We start from the raw sequence: 19606 nt of genomic DNA on the forward strand, positions 1-19606 counted from the left end.
TATCGGCCAGCGGCTTCCTAAGTGCCGCAATTGGAGGCCTGACAGAAGACTGCACTCGATCGCACCCAAGGGTCAGAAACTTCTTGCACTACGAGCGGCAACCACAGAAGCCCCGAGTTTCGTGGACGCCCTCGGGTTACATTTCCTGCTGCCGTTCGAACTCGACGGGTGACAGCATCCCGTTCCTGACGTGCTTGCGCTTGGGGTTGTAGAACATCTCTATGTAGTCGAACACGTCCTTCCTTGCCTCCTCGCGTGTTCGGTAGGTCTTGCGCCGTATCCTCTCGCGCTTGAGGAGATTGAAGAAGCTCTCCGCCACGGCATTGTCATGGCAATTGCCGCGACGGCTCATCGAGTGCTCAAGATTGTGCTGCTTCAGGAACGCCGCCCAGTCCATTCTGGTGAACTGCGAGCCTTGATCGGAATGGACCAGAACCCTGCTCTTCGCCTTTCGACGCCACACCGCCATGAGCAACGCCTGCAGCACGACATCAGTGGTCTGCCGACTCTGCAGCGTCCAGCCGATGACGCGGCGCGAGAACAGGTCGATCACCACGGCCAAATAGGCAAAGCCCTCCTGGGGCCGGATATAGGTGATGTCAGTCACCCACGCCCTGTCCGGCGCATCGACATCGAACTGCCGAGCAAGGGTGTTGTCGATCACGACTGACGGCTTGCCGCCATAGGAGCCGGGCCGACGCTTGTAGCCGATCTGCGCCTTGATCCCGGCCAGCTTGGCGAGACGAGCGATGCGGTCGGGGCAACTGGTCTCTCCCTGATTGAGAAGGTCGTCATGCAGCTTGCGATAGCCGTAGACCCTGCCGCTTTCCTTCCAGGCCTTGCTGAGAAGCGCGGTCTGACGGACATCTTCCCGAGCCCATTTGCCCGGCGGGTTCTTCAACCAGGCGTAGAAACCACTGGGCCGGATACGCAGGCAGCGGCACATCGCCCGCACCGTGAACTGCTGGCGATGCTCGGCAACAAACGCGTATCTCACTTTGCATCCCTGGCGAAATACGCGGTGGCTTCCTAAGAAACACACTCGGCGTCGGGCATTGGCTCTAAGGAATATCCGAGCGTCTTGGCGCGGCGTTGGAGATTGGCGAGCACGCGACTGCGATGTCGCTCGTCATATGCTGTAGCGCCGGGATCACGATAGACCATGCCGAAGCGCAAGGTGTTGTAAAAGAGAACAGCGATCTTGCGAGCGGTAGCCGTGACAGCCTTCTGCTTTCCGATCCGCGCCGCCAGCCGGCGATAAAATGCACCCAGCGCCGTGTCGCTTCGACCAATCGTGACGGCAGCCAATCGCAGCAGAGCCGCCGCCCGGCTGGAAGATCGACGCGTCCGCGATGAAAGCAGCTTGCCGCCCGAGATCTTGTTGCCGGGCGCGAGGCAAAGCCAGGATGTGAAGTGCTTGGCACTTGGCCATGCCTTCAGATCCGAGCCACATTCGCCGATCAGCTTGAGCGCCAATGAAGGACCGAGACCATGGATTTGGGTCAGGTCAACGCCGAGCACACCATAAAGCGCAGCGCGAACGTCGAAGGATGGCGCATTCACCTGCTTTGTCTTCGTCCTCGCCTTCGGCAGAGGTGGCAGCTGATGTTCAGCCCGAACCGTCAAGTCCGAGATGGCCGCCTCCAGCTTTCGGTCACATTCCAGCATCTTGTCCTGATAGAAGTCATAGAGTTCCAAGGACTGGATCAGCGCGAACACGTGCTCGTCGCGGTCATTGCCGACTAACGAAGCACGGATAGTCTCGATTGAGGAATGGCACCGCACGTCGCGGAGTGACGCCAACACATCCGGATCGCGTTCACCCGCCGCTATTGCCCGGATGATCCGCATTCCCGTTGCACCAGTGATATCGGAGACGACGTGATGCAGTTGCAGATTCATCTCCACCAGGGCCTTCTGCATATGCTGGATATGGGCGGCGGCGTATTCCACCAATCGCTCACGTTGCCGTAGATAGGCCCGTAAGGTCGCAATCTCCGCAGCAGGTCTGAAGCTTCCCCGAAGCAGGCCGTAGGAGTGAAGCTGCCGGAGCCATCCAGCATCGCTGACGTCGGTCTTTCGGCCTGGAACGTTCTTGGCGTATCGGGCATTTACGAGGATCACCTCGAAGCCATGCTGCTCGAGAATCTCGAAAGCAGGAATCCAATAGACGCCGGTGGATTCCATTGCGACGCTAGTCACTCCGCAAGAGCGAAACCACTCGGCCAAATCATGTAGATTCTTCGTAAAAGTACCGAATGCGCGCACTGGCATGTCGTCAGTATCCGGGTTCACTGCGGCCATATGCATGGTCGAACCAATGTCGATTGCCGCAGCGCCCGGATTGACCATCTTCAAAGCTGGCTGGTCGTCGGTGGTAGTCTTCATCATGGCATCTCCTCCACTCATCCTGGAGGGGCTGGGCCGTGCAAGTCCGTCATCTTCCTAACCGGGATCACCGTCGAAACGGCGTCACCATTCTCAAGTGCGCATCGGCCCATGTGCCACGTTTTTTAACGGGGTCGAATGCCTCCAATAAGCCATCGGCAACTCCCCTCCGCATGCAAGAGTAGCAGGTGTTTCTACCGCGCACAGGCGGGCCACGGCCCTGCGACGGTTTTTTAAGATGTCGCGTTCCTCGGTGACGCGCGCCAGCTCCTTCTTCAGACGACGTATCTCTGCCGCCTGATCCCCATCGCTTTCTGATGGCTTCGAGAACTTCTTCTTCCACGCATAGAGCGAGTGTTGGCTCACGCCCAGGCTAACCCAAAATCGGGAACATCCCAGGGGAGAACGTCACTTCATCGCTCTCCGCTCCATTCCAGCCGGGGAAACCTAAGCGGAGAAATCTAACCATAAGCCATCCAATTTGCGGGGATCAGAGCACTCTCCGCCATCGCTCTCGCTGCAACCGTGATCTTCTGGCTCTAATCAATGAGCCCTGAGCCTAACGAAGAAATCTTCAGCTTGGCTTTCAAAGGGGTGCGGCAGAATGCGTGGAGGAAGCAGGTCTGCTCCGCGACTTCGAGCATCGTCTTCGCAAATGAGTCTGACTCATCACTTTGAATGTGAACATGAGTTTCGAGTGGTGCGGCTTCGCCGGCCTTGCCGGTTTTGCCTGTGGCACCTCCTCTTGAAAAGTGGAAATCCTGGATGATCTGGTAGCTCTTGAGAGGTTTCTTGATCATCGCTGCGTAACGACCGAACTGCGTCATAAAGCAGAATCCGATACCCGCACTGATCAATGCTGCAGCCGATGGGGCTCTGCCAGCTTCATCCGAAGTGAAGTGAAAAGCAGAGCCGTGCGGATTGTAAACGTGCTGGCGGATTTTTACGATGCCGTCCGGCTGGCGCTTCGCATGCACCCGCAGGTGAAGCATTCGATTTTGCGTTTCCGTCAACGCGCCGCCGGCAAATGTGGTGGTGTCCTCCATGATGGGGGAGGGCTGCCTCGTGTGTTCAATCACGGCATCCCAGTCACCCTCCATAATGTCGAATTTCTCATCATCGAAGGCAGGCAGCAAAGGAGCTGCTATCTCCTTGCCATTGGATATACCGATCTCGGAACCATTGTGGCAAAGCCGGAAAAGGCTTTCCTTCGCGCCCCTCATCAATCCGTTTAGCGGTGAAGATGCTATCGAATCGAGGATCAGCGATCGAAGTGTGTCGGAATCATGCCTGGATTTGATTTTGGCTTTCAGTTCAATGTCGTGCGCAGATGCAGTCATTGTGCCTTTGGCGAATGAGCCGTTCATCGAATAGAAATTGTCCTGTATGATCTCGATGTCATCAATTTCTATCTGTCGAATATCTGCCAGCGCATGGATTTCATTCAGATAGGACGCCACCATTCCCGCAGACAGATAGGCGAGAGGGGGAGGTGCTTCGTCATGGCCGTTCAAATACGCCCCTTCATCTGACAAAAGCCGCCAGGTCCGGTCGCTGTTCGCTTCGGATATGAGCGCTTCCTTCTGCATGACTGTCAACGAACGCACTACGGTTCGAGTTGAGTTTCCCAGTCGGGGAGACGGAGCCAGAAGAGTACCGGGAGCAGCCCGCAGCGGGATCGCCAGCGGGTGGTTTTGTTCAGCAATGATGTTCGCAGGTCTCATTGTTATGGAAGTCCGTCTGTTGAACCATGGTCCGTTAAACTAAGGCTGGTACTCCTGACTCGTCAATCCCGATCGAGCACTTTCTCGGTCTGAAACAGGCTTCAGAGTTTGCTTTCTGATTTTATGGACCGTGGTCCAAAAAATGTGTATGGCTATGATGAACGCACGGAGGCCGCGATGGCGGGTGTGTGGTCTTGATGCTGGGAGGGACGGGAATGCGATACGAGACGGATGTTGAAACAGGGATATTCATCGATGGTGTGGCTCGGTCCGCACAAGATGACCGAACCTATGCGGTCCACAATCCAGCGCGTCCTGATGAGTGTGTTGGCCATGCCGCGAGAGGTTCGGTATCCGATGTGGATGCTGCAGTCCGTGCTGCTCACAGAGCATTTCCGTCCTGGGCCGAACGATCTTATTCAGAGCGTGCAGAACTGCTGGGAAAAATAGCCGAACTTCTCGTTGCCGATGAGGAGGATGTTTCCTTCCGCTCAAATCTCTTTTGCCGCGAGCATGGCAAGATCCTGAAGGAAACCCGGCTGGAGATGACGCGTCTCGGTGATCGTTTCCTGCTTGCGGCCTCATATGCGGACAGGTTGCAGAAGGATGAGACACTTCCCGGACCTCCTTTTGATACGATCATCACGCGTCAGCCTCGCGGCGTCGCCGCCTTGATCGTGCCCTGGAACTGGCCGCTCTCAATCCTGGGTGCCAAGCTGCCACAGGCGCTCATTGCCGGAAACACAGTGGTCGTTAAACCATCACAGAATTCCGCCTTGGCACCCACGCTGACATTGCACAAGATGGCAGAACTCCTGCCACCCGGCGTGCTCAATGTGGTGACGGGAAACTCGAGCGAGATCGGCGATGCTCTGGTGGGGCATGAACTCGTTCGGCGTGTTAATTTCACGGGTTCCATCGCTGTTGGCAAACATGTCATGCGAACGGCGGCTGAGCACCTGACCCCGGTGACACTTGAGCTGGGCGGCAATGACGCGGGCATTGTCCTTTCCGATGCCACCCTCGATGCGGCCGCGTTCATCCGCATGTATCTGGGCGCCTTCATGTCGACCGGCCAGATCTGTATGGCGCTGAAACGGCTCTATGTGCATCGCTCGCGCTATGATGAGGTCGTCGATGGCCTCTCTGCTGTCTGCGCACGGCAGGTGGTGGGCGATGGTCTGCTGCCGGACACCACGATGGGGCCACTCAATAACCGCAAGCAACTCGGCATTGTCCAAAGCATGATTGCTGAGGCGCGCGGTTCGGGCGCTGACGTCAAGGAATTTGGCACGGTGCCTGATATGGAACTCTACGCGAACGGCTATTTCCAGAAACCGACGCTGGTCTTTGGACCGGAACCCAGCCTCAGCGTCGTGCGCGATGAGCAGTTCGGCCCGGTCCTGCCGATCATCCCCTTCGACGATGAAGCGGAAGCCGTGCGGCTCGCAAATGACAGCGATTTTGGCCTCTGTTCCTCTGTCTGGACAGAGGATCGGGAGCGCGCGCTGACCATCGTCCGACGGTTGGAGGCCGGCTATACCTATATTAACGGGCATGGCCCTACGGCGCAGGACAGCCGTGGCCCCTTTGGCGGGTTCAAGCAGTCGGGAATTGGTCGCAACCTCGGCTATGAGGGTGTGCTCGAATTCCAGGGTTACCACTCGATCTCAGCGCCGGCAGGCTGGTTGAACGGCGGCTGAAGACGCGTACGCTGCAGCCGGCCTGAGACTGGCCGGATGGGGTTTCGCTCGAACAATTTTCTATATGGACCACGGTCCATTATCAAATCAGATGCGCGACAGAAGACCAAAGGAGCACAGCGCATCCACGGAGGAGACTTTAATGCGCCTTTTTTCTCACTCTCAACGCCCGGTTCATCTTGGTCCATATCCCTCGGAAAAACTGGGCCGCATGCGGGAGGCGCCGGACCTGTCGCGGGTGAAGGGCAACGGCACGCTGCGCGCAAGCTTTGACAACGACCCGTTGCATCTGGGCAAGACCGTCAGTGACTATATGTGCGCGCTTGACGCCGTGCGCGACGGCGACCACAACCCCTCGCGTGCCGAAATTCCTGACAGTCCGCGAGAGCGCGCCCAGCATATGAAGGCGGCGGGCTATTTTCTCGACAGCGCGCTGGTCGGCATCTGCAGACTCGATGCCGCGCACCGCCTGAGCGAGCGTATCGAGCACCCGTTGCTACGCAGCACTTCCTACGCCCATTCGGAGGAAAAGCTGCGTCTGCGCTTCAATCCTGGCGCGGTGATACGCCAGATGGGCCGGGCATTGGAACTGGCCGACAGGTCGATAGATCATCATTCCCATGCGATTGTTTTCCTGGTCGAGTATCCACGCGATCCGGGGATCGATGAGCCGGGCGCAGACTGGATCACCGACCTGCAGGAGTGGCGCGCCGCATTGCGCAGCGCCGAAACCGCGGCGGTGATGGCCAATTATCTGCGTGTACTCGGCTACGAAGCCCGCAGCCACACGGCCACGACAACCAATTTTGATCTCAACAGACTGGCCGTTTCGGCCGGCCTTGCCCATGTTCGAAACAATGGCGAAATAACCAATCCGTTCATCGGCCCGCGCTTCGGTCTGGCCGCCGTGACGACGACGCTGGAGGTGGAGCACGACGCGCCGATCCGTGAACAAGGGCTCGCCGACCGCTTGCGCGCCAAAGGTGCGGCCTGGTGGATCGGTTACGGCAGCCCGAAAAATGCCCGCAACCGGACCGATTTCGCCAAGCGCAACTTCAAGGACAGCCGGTACCCGGTGGAGAAGCTGAAACGGGTCGAAAAGACCACCACCTATGTCGACGAGGAGCGCATTCCGCGTGTGCCCAAAAGCAGCGAGTTCTTTCTGCGCGCTGCCTTTGGTGATCTGGGCAAAGGCCCGATGGAAGCCTCGAAAGACGGACACTCGGTCGCCAAGGCCCCGTTGGCGGCGGCGTTGCGTCTGGCGCTCAACACCTATTCGCTTCTGCAACGCGGACAAGAAGCACCGCAGCGGGCCAAGGGTTATGAGGACCCGAAGCGCAATGCCGAACTGATCAAGGCGACCATGCACTTTCTCGGGGCGGACATTTGCGGCATTTCGCGTGCGCCCGACTGGGTCTGGTATTCGCACCGCCAGGACGGCAGCGAAATGAAGGTTCAGCATAAGCTGGCTGTCTCGGTGATGATCGATCAGGGCTATGAGACCATGGACGGCGCCAGCGGCGATGACTGGATCTCCAGCGCCCAGTCGATGCGCACCTATATGCGCGCTGGCCTTGTCTGCGGGGTGGTGGCTCAGCATCTGCGCTATCTCGGCTTCTCCGCAACGGCGCACTCGGCTGCTGACAGCGACGTCATCCAGACGCCGCTGGTACTTCTGGCGGGGCTGGGCGAGGTGAGCCGCATCGGTGAAACTATCCTCAACCCGTTTCTCGGGCCGCGGCTCAAGACCGGCATCCTGACCACTGACTTCCCGATGGAAGTGGACCAGCCGATCGATTTCGGCCTGCAGAAATTCTGCGGCTCATGCAACAAATGCGCCCGCGAGTGCCCCTCCGGCGCTATCTCCTCCGGTCCGAAGGTAATGTTCAACGGCTATGAGATTTGGAAGGCGGATGTGGAGAAATGCACCCGCTATCGTGTCACCAATCTCGGCGGATCGATGTGCGGCCGCTGCATGAAGACCTGCCCGTGGAACCTAGAGGGTCTGGTCCGCGAGGCGCCATTCCGCTGGGCGGCGATGAATTTTCCTTCTGCTGCAAAGCTGATCGCCCGCCTCGATGATGCGGTGGGGCGCGGCAAGATCAACCCGGTCAAGAAATGGTGGTGGGACATCGCGAATGACGGCACGGGCAAGGTGCTAAAGGCAGCTGAGACCAACCGCCGCGAGCTCAACCGCCATATCGACCTGAAATATGAAGACCAGACGCTGGCTGCATACCCCGCGCCGCTGGCCCCGCCGCCGCTGCCGATGCCCAACCCGGTCGACCGCGAGGCAGGCATTGCCGCCTACAAAGGCCTGCTTGATCCTCAGGACTATCAGGCGCGAGTGAAGCGCGGTGAAACCAAAGGGCTGACGCCTGGCCTGAAGAAGCTTGCCGGTCCCGCGCCCGTCATTGTCGCGCAGGTCAAAAGCCGACGTAGAAGCTCGGCGGATGGCAAGATCGACCTGTTCGAGATCGAGACGCGCGATGGCGCGCCGATGCCGGCCTTCACTGCTGGTGCCCATGTCGATATCACAGTGACGCCGCAGTTCATCCGACAGTTTTCACTGGCCGGTGATCCCCAGAAACTGGACACTTATCTGGTCGGTATTCTTCGCGAGGATGAGGGGCGCGGCGGGTCGAAGAAGATTCACCAGATGCTGAAGCCCGGCGCGCCGGTGGTCATCTCGCAGCCGCGCAACCATTTCCCGGTCATTGCCGAGGGCAAGCGGCATCTGTTGCTCGCCGGCGGTATCGGTGTCACCCCGCTGATCGCCATGGGGCACGAACTGCACCGGGCCGGAGCCGATTTCATCCTTTATTACAAGGCGCGCACACGCGCTCAGTCTGCCTTCATCGAAGAATTGGAACAGGTGCCGTGGATCGACCGCGTGCGTTTCCATTTCAGCGACGAGAACCGGCTCGACATCGCCGACGTGCTCGGCGACTACCGCCCCGGTGATCACCTTTATACCTGTGGCCCATCGCCCTTCATGGACGCGATCTTCGATACGGCGCTCGCCAAGGGTTGGGCGGAGGACGCACTGCACCGGGAGTATTTCTCCGTGCCGGACGGCATGGAGTATGAGAACCATCCCTTCACGCTCGAACTTGCCAGTTCGGGAACGGTGATCGAGGTGCCCGCCGAGCAAAGGGCGACCGAGGCTCTGAAAGAGGCTGGCTATAGCGTCGATGTCAAATGCTCGGATGGCCTGTGTGGTGTTTGCTCGACCGGCTATTTGTCGGGCGAGGTGGAGCATCGCGATTTCGTGCTGAGCAAGGAACAGCGCCAGAAGCGCTTGATCCTGTGTTGCTCGCGCGCAGCAACCGCTGATGGGCGCATCGTTCTCGATCTGTAGGTGCGGGAGTGGCCCGGCTTGTTTCAGCCGGGCCTGTCGGCCCCTGAAAAGCTGGAAATCAGTCGAGGCGCGTGAGGATCTTCTGCGCGAGAATGCGGTAGTCAGCCTTGTCGTTGTCGCTCAGGTCACCGAGCTGCAGGGCTCCGATGATCCCCTCCCATTCGGCCGTGGCCTGGGCCATGCGGCCAGAAAGACCGAGATCGGCGGCGGTCTTGGCTGCTTCCTCCATCTCAGCGGCGCGGCGGGTGCCGTGCACCATGGCGCGCTCCAGCATATAGGCTGTGCGTTCTGGCCATCCAAAGCCCGTAAAGGTTTCTTCCAGGGAGGACAGGACAATTTCGTCAACACCCTCGCGGGTCGCTGACAGGACGCATTCAAGAACCAGCGCTTCAATGCCCTTGACCATGATGCTGCGGATCATCTTGATCGCGGACGCTATTCCTACTGGACCTTCGGCGAGCGTCGGGCGCATGTCCATTGCCTGTAGGGCAGTCAGCGCTTCGGCTGCATGCGGGCCACTCACCAGAAGTGGCGCGTGATGGCGCAGGGGCAGAACGGGCGACATTACCGCCACATCGACATAGCGTCCCCCGTTGGCCTCGATTGCTTTTGCCGCTTCTCTCTTGGACGAGGGGGCACAGGAATTCATATCGCAATAGAGGGCGCCTGCGCCAAGGTGTTTGGCCGCCTCGCGTGCGGCTTTTCCCGCCTGATCGGCGGTTACCGTGCTGAAGATGACAGTTGCACCTTTCAGTGCTTCTTTCATGGTGGCGCAACCCGAAATGCCGGCGCGCAGGTAATCCGTGCGCTTGGCATGTGCCACAGATTCCATCGGATCGTCGGTTTTAATGTCGAATGCCCTGACGCCTTGATTGCGACTTGCTCCCCATCCTTCGGTGAAGGCGGTTGCCGCTTCGCCGAAACCGATAAAGGCTATGGTTTGCATGGCAGGTCCGCTTTCGTTTCTCAGTTTTGAAGAAGAGCGTTGATGCGATGAATGACACGCATGGCCGGCATGACCTCATGGATGGTCGACCGGGCCGGCTGGACGCCGTTTATGGCATCGATAAAGGCCTGGTCCTGATCGAGGAAAGCAGCGCCGGTCAGAGGTATCGGCTGATGTTCATGATCTTCCAGTGCATCGCGGAATACATGGAACGTGCCGCTGTCGCCGATATAGCGATAGAAACCGCCGAATGGACCGCGATTGTTGAACGACAGCGCAAGCGACAGCAATGCTCCGTTGGCGGCTTTGAGCGCGATGCTCATATCCATCGGACTTTTGAGCTCCGGATGCGGCGGCCCTGCCTGGCCGAAGGCTTGCGGCTTGGGATCTCCCGACAGCCAGAGGAACAGGTCGATTGTGTGGCAGGCATGATGCCACAGCAGATTGTCGACCCAACTGCGCGGCTCACCATGCATGTTGAGATTGGTGCGCCGGAAGAAGAATGTTTCCGCCACGAGATGCTGGAGCGTAAAGGAGCCGTCTTCGATCCGTGCCTTCAGATGTTTGTGGGCGGGTGAAAAGCGTCGGGTGTGGGCTGCCATCGCCACCTGCCGGGGCCGCGCGCCGGCGGTGGCCACCAATGCTTCGCATGCGGGAAGATCAAGGCCGATGGGGATCTCGGTGAGAACGTGTTTCCCGGATTCCAGAGCCTTGATCGTATGCTCGGGATGTAGCGCCGACGGGCTGGCCACGATGACCGCGTCTATCCCGTCGTGTTCCAGCACAGTGTCGAGATGCGATGAGGTCGCGGCAATGTTCCATTTGGCAGCGAAGGCAGCCCCCGCCTTCTCCTCGCCATAGATCAGAGTCGCGACCTCCACTCCGACGATGCGCGATAGTGACTGCATATGTGTGTCGGCAATCGCGCCCTCGCCAATGATAGCGATCCGCACCATGTTATTCCCCGCTTCTGGGCTCTACTTGTTGCGATAGCAGGCAAGGCCCGCCGCAGTCAGCGAGGCAGACACATGGTAGTGCTGGTAAACTTCCTCCACTTCCAGATTCATGGCACCCCGTGCAACAAGCCACATGATGAGCTCAGCACCCTCATGGCCAGCTTCCTTCATGAAGACGCCGTTGGGGATTTTTGTGAGAGCCATCGGATCGGTGACCATCTTGTCGAGGAACATGCGGTCGAAATTCGGCTGCATGAAGCCGGAACGCTCTCCTTGAAGCTGGTGCGACATGCCGCCCGTGCCCACGATCAACACACGCGTGTCGTTCGGATAGGCGTCGACCGCTTTTCTGATTGCCTGCCCGAGCTTGAAACAACGCGCCGCCATTGGCAGAGGAAACTGGATGGTGTTGACGGTGATGGGGATCACACGCGTGGGCCATTCCTCCACCTCGCCGGCCGGGCCGCCGAAGAACACGCTCATGGGAACGGTGAAACCGTGGTCCACACTCATTTCCTGAAACATGGTCATATCGAACTCCTGGGCAACCAGATGTTCGATCAGGTGCCAGCTCAGGTCCGGGTCACCCTGGAATGGGGGGATCGGGCGAGGGCCCCAGCCTTCATCGCCTGACAGATACTGTGCTGCAGCACCGATGCCGAAGGTTGGCACCCGGTCGAGAAACACTTCAAGGCCGTGATCATTGTAGACCACGATGGTGACATCAGGCTTGAGTTCCTTGACGAACTCCTTGGCCGGAAGATAGCCGTCGAATAGCGGCTTCCAATATGAATCCTGGGTTATCCCGGTGTCCATGGCGATACCGATAGAGGGGACGTGGCTTGTCGTGACGGCGGCGATGATTTCAGCCATGGAAACCTCCTACTGATCCCGGTGGGCGTTGAGTTTGGCGCGGAATTCCTCAAGCGTCATGCTGTTCTGCTGGGCGCCAACATGCTGCATCGAGACATGATTGATCGATGCAAGCTTGAACACGTAATAGATGTTGCCGCCTGAGCGGATCATGCCGATCCAGTCGCGCTCCAGAACCAGCTTCTTCGATTCCTCGCTGAGGCCAAACCGATCGCAATAAGCCGCCTCATCGGCGGCGAAGGCCTCGCGGTTCTCCGGCTTTGTCAGGGACATGCACATCTTGTTGAGGGGATAGTTCTTCTGGCTGCGCGGGCCATCAAACAGGTAGGTGCCTTCGAGTGAGCGGGCCAGCCGCTTGTCCTCCTCGATGCGTTCGGTGATCGACGGTGTGCTGCCGTTTTCTTCATTGGATGATGACATGAATGCCTCCTTGTTCGCACAGAAGCGGACACTGTCGTTCCGCACTAGCATCGGGGATGCGGCAACTGAAATTGGAATTGCGCGCACGATTATTCATTTTCTGCACAACCCTTGACGCATGATCTCAAAAAACTGTTGTTTCACAATGAGATTGCTTTTATTAGCAGTGAACGGCATGGGAGTTGTGAGATCAATCTTCAAACGGCAGTCCGATATATTGTTCGGCGAGAGCCGCCTGGGCGCGTTCCGACGCACAGAGATGATCGTAGTCGTTGATGCGAACCTTCTTTTCGAACGGGGTTTCCTGCGGGAAGACATGCAGGAGCTTGGTCAACCACCAGGACAAGCGCTCCGCTGACCAGACGCGTCGTAGTGCGGTTGCCGAGTAATCATCGAGATAGGCACTGTTGCCTTTGGCGTAATGTGTTTCGAAGGCGCGGGCCAGATAGTAGACATCCGAAACGGCCAGATTCAGGCCCTTCGCGCCGGTTGGTGGCACGATGTGAGCGGCATCGCCTGCCAGAAACATGCGTCCATACCGCATCGGTTCGGCGACGAAACTGCGCAGCGGGGCGATGGATTTCTCGATGGATGGGCCAGTGACAATCTGTCGGGACAATTCGTCAGGAAAACGCACCTTCAGTTCTTCCCAGAATCGATCGTCCGGCCAGTCGTTCAGGTCGGCGTTCACATCACACTGGATGTAGTAGCGGCTGAGCATGGGGTTGCGCTGGGAGGCCAGCGCGAAGCCATTGTCGTGCTGGGCGTATATGATGTCCGGCAGGGGCGGGGTCTCGGACATGATGCCGAGCCAACCAAACGGATAGACCTGCTCGTAGGTTCTCAGAATATCCGTGGGAATCGACTGCCGCCCGACGCCGTGGAAACCGTCGCAGGCGGCTATGAAGTCACAGTCGATCCGTTCCTGCCTGCCGTCCTTGACGTAGGTCACAAAGGGTTTGTCGTCGGTCAGATCGTGCAGTTTCACGTCGGCAGCTTCGTCGATGATCTCGGCGCCGGCTTTCTCACGCGCCGCATACAGATCTTCAGTGATGGCGGTTTGACCATAAGCCATCATCGGCTTGCCCGTGTACTTCACGGTATCGATGAAGAACGGGTCGCGCTCTTGCCAAACAATATGTGTGCCATCGTGGAGATGGCCCTCCCGGTCCATGCGGTCGCCGAGGCCAACGTCACGCAGCAGCTTGATGGTGCCATACTCCAGCACGCCTGCGCGGATGCGTTTCAGCACGTAGTCCTTGCTCTGCCGTTCCAGGACGATGCTGTCGATGCCCTTCAGTTCGAGGATATGGGAAAGCAGCAGCCCGGCTGGGCCTCCACCGATAATCGCGATGCGCGTTTTCTTCATTGTTCGAAATACCAGTGTGGTGATTCTTGTTTGCAGTCGGTGCGCCCAGCATGCCAAGCGCAATGATCTGCCCGGACAGGCCATGGCAGGGGCTTCAATAAGAGGGGAAGGGAATTGCCTTGTCAAGAAAATGAACTATGGTCTGCATAGCGAACCTTTGTAGGGTTGCTTTTTGACATGGTGGTATGGGATCGCGGCGAATTGACAGAATCGCCGTTTTGGAAAACTGTCCCCCTCATCTGGGCACGATCCTGCAGGCATGGAGTTGTTATGAGCGAAACCGATGAAGAGGCCGCACCGACAGGCGTAAGATCGCTGTTGCGTGGGCTCGAAATCCTTATCGCTGTCAATGAAAATCCTCCCGCGACAATTACCCGGCTCGTAACGCTCACGGGATTGCCGAAGGCAACGGTGATCCGTCTCCTTGCGACGCTCAAATCTGCAGGCTATGTGCGCCAGAACAGCGATTCCGGTGCCTATGAGCCCCTGCCGCAGGTGCGCCGATTGGCGAGCGCGATGATGGTCGAGAATCCATTTCTTACCGAGGCGCGGCAGAGGCTGAACGCTTTTGGACTGCAAGTAGGCTGGCCATCCGATCTGTTGATGGCCGAACCGGAGGCAATGGTGACTGTCGCCTCCAACCGCGACGCTGCCCCCATCCACCTGCGCCGCTTCGAGCAGCGTCGATTTCCAATCCTCGATTCGGCTGCCGGACTTGCGTATCTGTCAGCGCTGCCGGAGAGCGAACGGATTTCAATCGTCAAACGCCACTGTGCGACAATGGCCGAGAAAGACGATATCCGGAAGCGTGTTGATGAAACGCTGCGGGACGTTGCCGAGGTTGGCAAGCAGGGCTTCTCAATACATGACTACAACGCACCGATGGAGGGCACACGGGCGGTTGGTATTGCGGTCCTGTCAGAGGGGCGGCCTGTCGGAGCGCTGGTGCTAATCATTCTCAAAGGAGCAGTCACACAAGGGCAGCTTCATGAGCAGTATCTGCCAGCGTTGCGAGACTGTGCCGAGGGCCTCGGTGGTGCCTATCACCTTCATCGGGGAGATCAGACAGTGCTCGCAGAAAGCTGACTGAAAACTGATCAGATTTTGGCGACCAACGCCTTCAAATGCTCCAGCAATCTTTGTTGCGGCACAGCCGGCAGCCATCCTTCGCGCATGGTGACACCGATGGAGCGTTCGCTGTATTTGAGCGGATAGACGATCTCGGAGAGAAGACCGAGCTTGATTTCATAGTCTACCTGGCCAGCAGAAATGATGGTCAGCCGGTCGCTGTTCATCAAGAGGCCCCGCAAGACGGTAAGGGAACCTGTTTCAATTGGATGTGCGTCCCCGTCGGGGCGTTGCAGTGCGGCGTAGAAATTGTCGAAATAATCGCGGGCAGGGGCTCCGGCGCGGGGTGCGACCCACGGATATTCTGCAAGACGTTGCGGTGTTACGGGCTCGCCGGAAAGAAGCGGATGTCCGCTCCGCCCCACGATGATCAAGGGATCGACAAACAGCTCTTCCTGTACGAGTTCAGGCGGCAAGCGAGCGCGCCGGAGCGCACCGATAATGATGTCGATATCGCCGTGCCTTAGCGCCTTGGAGAGATCCAGATAAGGGGCGTCCACCACAATGATGTCGAGCATCGGGTACTCTTCGGTCAGCTGCATCAGCGCACCGGGCAGAAGACTGGTTTTTGCCAATGGAAGGCAGCCGATGGCGAACCGTCCTGCGAAGCTGCCTTTCCAACCCTGAATATCGATCTGCGCTTGCGCAAACTCCCCGAGAGCCAGTTTTGCCAGTCGTGAAAACTCGACAGCCTGACGGGTCGGTTTGATGCCCGCGCTGGTACGCTCGAACAGCTGGCAGGTGAGCTGCGCCTCAAGTTCCCGACAAGAACGATGCACGGTCGATTGTTGTACGGCAAGTTGCTGTGCCCCCAGGCGAAAGCTCTCGTGCTCGACCACGGCAATCAATGCCCGCAACTGGCTGAGCGTGAAGCGGCGGTGGAGGTGCGGCGGTGCTTTGCTGGCGAAGCGTGCTGCATAGTCACCAGCTCGTCGCAGGTAGTGCGTGCCGCGGCAGATGCGTTTCAGGTAGACCTCGCCTGGCTCCGTCATGACCATGCCGCGCCGCCGGTTGAACAGCTTCACGCCAAGCTGCGTTTCGATCTTGGCGATCCCTTGAGTCAGTGCCGGTTGCGAGAGATTCAGTTGCTCGCAGGCGCGTGTAATGCTGTGGGTCGCGCCGATCGCTTCCAGCGCCTGCAGGTGCTTGAGGTTGGGGATATCCGCGTAAAGGTCCAATTCTGCTCTCCGTCGATGGGTCCGCAGCACGCTGCGCACCTTGCAATAGCTTGAAATGATAATTGCGCAAAATGAATAGTTGGCCACGCCCGGGGCGACATTCAAATTGGCGGTTGCCACGTGAATGGCGCTAGCCTCCTAACTTGAAAGACCACAACAGCAAGGTAGCGTTCGCCAATGGTTCACGACAAGACTGCTCTCGTTATCAGCGCCCATTCCGCCGATTTTGTCTGGAGGGCAGGAGGCGCAATTGCGCTGCATGCAAAGCTTGGCTACGAGGTGACAGTCGTCTGCCTGTCCTATGGCGAGCGTGGCGAGTCCGCGAAGCTTTGGAAGTCGGAAGGCATGACTCTCGACAAGGTCAAGGCGGAGCGTCGGCGCGAGGCGGAGAACGCTGCGCAGGCCATCGGCGTTCACGATATCCAATTCTTCGATCTCGGAGACTACCCGCTCGAGGTCGACCGGGATGCAAAGTTCCGTCTGGTCGATGTCATCCGCGCCGTGCAGCCCCGCTTCATGCTGAGCCATTCGCATTATGATCCCTATAATCTGGACCATTCACTCGCGACCAAGATTGCGATGGAATGCCGGATGATCGCTCAGGCCTGGGGGCATAATCCGGGTGAGAAGGTGCTGGGCGCACCACAGCTCTATCTGTTCGAGCCGCATCAGACCGAACAGATGGGCTGGAAGCCTGACACGTTTCTCGACATCACCGAGGTGTGGGAGCAGAAGAAGAAGGCGATCGAATGCATGGAAGGTCAGGAGCATCTCTGGCACTTCTACACCAATGTCGCCGAGAATCGCGGCAATCATTTCCGTCGTAATTCGGGAGGTCAGTCGGGCGGCCGTGCGGCCAAATATGCAGAGGGTTTCCAGTCGGTCTATCCCCGCACGGTTGACGAGCTATAGGGGGCTTTCCGGATGAACGTTGTCGTACAGAACATCGAACGAGTGGATCGAAAAATCATCGAGGGCCTCGGCAAATGCGGTGTGTCCACGGTGCATGAAGCGCAGGGGCGCAAGGGGCTTCTGGCCTCCTATATGCGGCCAATCTACCCTGGCGCGCGGCTGGCCGCTTCCGCCGTTACAATTCTGGCGCCGCCCTGCGATAACTGGATGGTGCATGTCGCCATCGAACAGGTGCAGGCGGGTGACATTCTGGTTCTCGCAACTACATCGCCGTCCGATGCCGGTTACTTCGGCGACCTTCTGGCCACATCAATGCAGGCGCGCGGTGGCGTGGGACTGATCATCGACGCTGGTGTGCGCGATGTGCGCGACCTGACACAGATGGGTTTCCCCGTCTGGTCCAAGGCGATCTGCGCTCAAGGGACCGTCAAGGAGACGCTCGGGTCGGTCAATGTTCCGGTCGTCTGTGCCGGCGAGCTTGTTCATCCGGGCGATGTCATTGTCGCTGATGATGACGGAGTTTGCGTGGTGCGGCATGCGGAAGCGGCTGACGTGCTCGCCAAGGCCCGCGAGCGCGAGGCTAATGAAGAAGCCAAGCGCGCCCGACTGGCTGCCGGCGAACTAGGGCTCGATCTATATGCAATGCGCCCGCGCCTCGATCAGAAGGGGCTGAAATATGTCTAACGGCGTGCCCTGTATGTGGATGCGTGGCGGGACTTCGCGGGGCGGGGTCTTCCTCGCTGCCGATCTGCCAGCGGATACGGCGGCGCGAGACGCGTTTCTGTTGGGTGTGATGGGGTCTCCGGACCCGCGTCAGATCGACGGACTTGGTGGAGGCGATCCGCTGACCTCGAAGGTCGCGATCGTTTCGCCTTCGAAGCGTGATGATGCAGATGTCGACTATCTGTTCCTGCAGGTTTTTGTCGACCAGGCCCTGGTGACCGATGCGCAGGGGTGCGGAAATATGCTTGCGGCCGTTGGCCCGTTCGCGATTGAACGGGGGCTGGTTCCACCATCGGACGGCGAGACCCGCATCCGCATCTATATGGAGAACACGCAGACTTTGGCGGTCGCGCGCGTTGCCACGCCCGGAGGGCAGGTAACCTACCGGGGTGATGCGCGCATTGACGGCGTTCCCGGTACGGCCGCCGCAGTACCACTTGAGTTCCTTGATGTCGCGGGCTCCACTTGTGGCGCTTTGTTGCCAACCGGGCGTGCGTTCGACACCATTGATGGTGTCATTGTGACCTGCATCGATAACGGAATGCCCGTCGTGGTTCTCGCTGCAAGCGATATGGGTGTTGCCGGTTACGAAACACGTGAAGAACTTGATGCCAATACCGCGCTCAAGACGCGGCTTGAGGCCATTCGCCTCATTGCAGGCCCGATGATGAATCTTGGCGATGTGACAGAAAAATCGGTGCCGAAAATGACCATGGTCGCGCCGCCCCGTGATGGCGGGGCGATCGCAACGCGGACGTTCATTCCGCATCGCTGCCATGCCTCCATAGGCGTCTTCGGTGCGGTGAGCGTTGCAACGGCATGCATTCTGCCAGGCACGCCGGCAGCGGCGATCGCCACCGTGCCGGAGGGCTTTGACAAGGTGCTTCAGATCGAACATCCCTCGGGTGCTACACCGGCAATTTTGTCGGTTGACGCCGAAGGCGCTGTAACCGGGGCTGGCATGCTCAGGACGGCACGCAAGATCTTCGATGGCGAGGTCTTCGCCCAATGACAACGGAAATGACGACCATGACGGCCGAACCGCCGACCTTTCATCCCAACCCCTCGAAGCCGGTCTATGTGCCACCCGCAGGTGCGGTCGACGCCCATTGCCATGTCTTCGGCCCAGCGACGCGCTTTCCTTATGCGCCGGAGCGAAAATACACGCCCACCGATGCGTCCAAGGAGATGCTGTTTTCCCTGCGCCGGCATCTGGGGTTTGCGCGCAATGTCATCGTGCAGGCGAGTTGTCACGGCAAGGACAACACAGCGATGATCGATGCGCTGGAGGCGGAGCCAGAGACGACGCGCGGGGTCGCGGTGGTTGACCCGACCATCGCCGATGAGGAATTGCACAGGATGGATCGTGCTGGTGTGCGTGCCGTGCGGTTCAATTTTCTGAAGCGGCTCGTGGATGCAACGCCCCGCGAACACTTCCAGCGTATCGCCGAACGAGTGGCCGAACTCGGCTGGCATGTGGTCGTCTATTTCGAGATGCCGGACCTTGCCGATCTTGCGCCTTTCCTGCGCGGTCTCCCGACGACGGTGGTCATCGATCATATGGGCCGGCCAGATGTCGGTCTGGGCGCCGATGCTACTGCGTTCAGCACATTTGTCGAACTGCTTGAGGACGAGAAATTCTGGGTTAAAGTCGGTTGCCCTGAGCGTTTGACGGTTGAGGGCGTGCCCTATCGTGATGTCATCCCTTTTGCCCGCCGTTTGGTCGATACCTATTCCGACCGGGTGCTATGGGGAACCGATTGGCCCCATCCGAACATGAAGAGCCACATTCCCGATGACGGTTTGTTGGTGGACCTCATCCCCGCGATCGCCACGACCCCGGAATTGCAACGCAAGCTGCTTGTCACCAATCCCTCGCGCCTCTACTGGGGCGAACACTAACGGTAGTGAGCTGCCGTCAGGAG

Annotated in this window: 15 protein-coding genes and 2 pseudogenes; 7 read left to right on the plus strand and 10 right to left on the minus strand. The window is 58.8% G+C overall.

Translation table 11 applies throughout. The features are described from left to right. Positions 1-136: 136 nt before the first annotated feature. The 4 genes and pseudogenes from DEJ54_RS19430 to DEJ54_RS19445 all read right to left on the minus strand — a co-directional run. Positions 137-1027: pseudogene (locus tag DEJ54_RS19430) on the minus strand (IS3 family transposase); the annotation flags it as partial. Between the two features lie 2 nt (positions 1028-1029). Next, positions 1030-2391: an IS110 family transposase gene (locus tag DEJ54_RS19435; protein WP_113156443.1), complete on the minus strand. Its 1362-nt coding sequence runs from the start codon at positions 2389-2391 to the stop codon at positions 1030-1032. A gap of 204 nt (positions 2392-2595) precedes the next feature. Further along, positions 2596-2760: pseudogene (locus tag DEJ54_RS23540) on the minus strand (transposase); the annotation flags it as partial. Positions 2761-2927: 167 nt separating this feature from the next. Further along, positions 2928-4112 carry an OsmC family protein gene (locus DEJ54_RS19445; protein ID WP_113156445.1) on the minus strand — a complete coding sequence of 395 codons (1185 nt, stop codon included), beginning with the start codon at positions 4110-4112 and terminating at the stop codon, positions 2928-2930. A 215-nt stretch (positions 4113-4327) separates the two neighbouring features. Between DEJ54_RS19445 and DEJ54_RS19450 the strand changes: the two genes are divergently transcribed. Both DEJ54_RS19450 and DEJ54_RS19455 read left to right on the plus strand, forming a co-directional pair. Further along, positions 4328-5815: an aldehyde dehydrogenase family protein gene (locus DEJ54_RS19450; protein ID WP_113156446.1), complete on the plus strand. Its 1488-nt coding sequence runs from the start codon at positions 4328-4330 to the stop codon at positions 5813-5815. Positions 5816-5957: 142 nt separating this feature from the next. Next, entirely contained in the window at positions 5958-9176 is a 3219-nt protein-coding gene (locus tag DEJ54_RS19455) for a 4Fe-4S double cluster binding domain-containing protein (protein ID WP_113156447.1), read from the plus strand. A 58-nt stretch (positions 9177-9234) separates the two neighbouring features. On the opposite strand, the gene DEJ54_RS19460 is transcribed toward DEJ54_RS19455, so the two are convergent. The 5 genes from DEJ54_RS19460 to pobA all read right to left on the minus strand — a co-directional run bounded on the left by DEJ54_RS19460 (position 9235) and on the right by pobA (position 13740). Further along, entirely contained in the window at positions 9235-10122 is an 888-nt protein-coding gene (locus DEJ54_RS19460; protein WP_113156448.1) for an NAD(P)-dependent oxidoreductase, read from the minus strand. Between the two features lie 20 nt (positions 10123-10142). Further along, positions 10143-11078 carry a Gfo/Idh/MocA family oxidoreductase gene (locus tag DEJ54_RS19465; RefSeq protein WP_113156449.1) on the minus strand — a complete coding sequence of 312 codons (936 nt, stop codon included), beginning with the start codon at positions 11076-11078 and terminating at the stop codon, positions 10143-10145. Between the two features lie 21 nt (positions 11079-11099). Continuing rightward, positions 11100-11951, minus strand: coding sequence for a class III extradiol dioxygenase family protein (locus DEJ54_RS19470; protein WP_113156450.1), 852 nt, complete (start codon positions 11949-11951; stop codon positions 11100-11102). 9 nt (positions 11952-11960) lie between these two features. Further along, positions 11961-12371: a protocatechuate 3,4-dioxygenase gene (locus tag DEJ54_RS19475; protein ID WP_113156451.1), complete on the minus strand. Its 411-nt coding sequence runs from the start codon at positions 12369-12371 to the stop codon at positions 11961-11963. A gap of 190 nt (positions 12372-12561) precedes the next feature. Then, the gene (pobA, locus tag DEJ54_RS19480) at positions 12562-13740 is read right to left on the minus strand and encodes a 4-hydroxybenzoate 3-monooxygenase (protein WP_113156452.1); all 1179 of its coding nucleotides are present in this window, start codon (positions 13738-13740) and stop codon (positions 12562-12564) included. 270 nt (positions 13741-14010) lie between these two features. Here pobA and DEJ54_RS19485 point away from each other — a divergent pair, with 270 nt between their 5' ends. Further along, on the plus strand, positions 14011-14826 hold the full coding sequence (locus DEJ54_RS19485; RefSeq protein ID WP_162742393.1) for an IclR family transcriptional regulator: 816 nt from the start codon (positions 14011-14013) through the stop codon (positions 14824-14826). 11 nt (positions 14827-14837) lie between these two features. Here the strand turns inward: DEJ54_RS19485 and DEJ54_RS19490 are convergent, their stop codons facing one another. Beyond that, positions 14838-16166 carry a LysR family transcriptional regulator gene (locus DEJ54_RS19490; RefSeq protein WP_113156454.1) on the minus strand — a complete coding sequence of 443 codons (1329 nt, stop codon included), beginning with the start codon at positions 16164-16166 and terminating at the stop codon, positions 14838-14840. 57 nt (positions 16167-16223) lie between these two features. Here DEJ54_RS19490 and DEJ54_RS19495 point away from each other — a divergent pair, with 57 nt between their 5' ends. The 4 genes from DEJ54_RS19495 to DEJ54_RS19510 are packed head-to-tail and all read left to right on the plus strand — an operon-like array spanning position 16224 to position 19583. Beyond that, complete coding sequence (locus tag DEJ54_RS19495; RefSeq protein ID WP_113156455.1) at positions 16224-16958, plus strand: PIG-L deacetylase family protein; 735 nt, start codon at positions 16224-16226, stop codon at positions 16956-16958. Positions 16959-16970: 12 nt separating this feature from the next. Then, positions 16971-17642 carry a 4-carboxy-4-hydroxy-2-oxoadipate aldolase/oxaloacetate decarboxylase gene (locus tag DEJ54_RS19500; protein WP_090329079.1) on the plus strand — a complete coding sequence of 224 codons (672 nt, stop codon included), beginning with the start codon at positions 16971-16973 and terminating at the stop codon, positions 17640-17642. Continuing rightward, positions 17635-18693, plus strand: coding sequence for a 4-oxalomesaconate tautomerase (locus DEJ54_RS19505; RefSeq protein WP_113156456.1), 1059 nt, complete (start codon positions 17635-17637; stop codon positions 18691-18693). The genes DEJ54_RS19500 and DEJ54_RS19505 overlap by 8 nt, the downstream gene beginning before the upstream one ends. 17 nt (positions 18694-18710) lie before the next feature. Continuing rightward, positions 18711-19583, plus strand: a complete 873-nt coding sequence (locus DEJ54_RS19510) for an amidohydrolase family protein (RefSeq protein ID WP_113157092.1) — start codon at positions 18711-18713, stop codon at positions 19581-19583. Positions 19584-19606: the final 23 nt, after the last annotated feature.

This window comes from Nitratireductor sp. OM-1, assembly GCF_003296175.1.
GTDB classification, from domain to species: Bacteria; Pseudomonadota; Alphaproteobacteria; order Rhizobiales; family Rhizobiaceae; genus Nitratireductor; species Nitratireductor aquimarinus.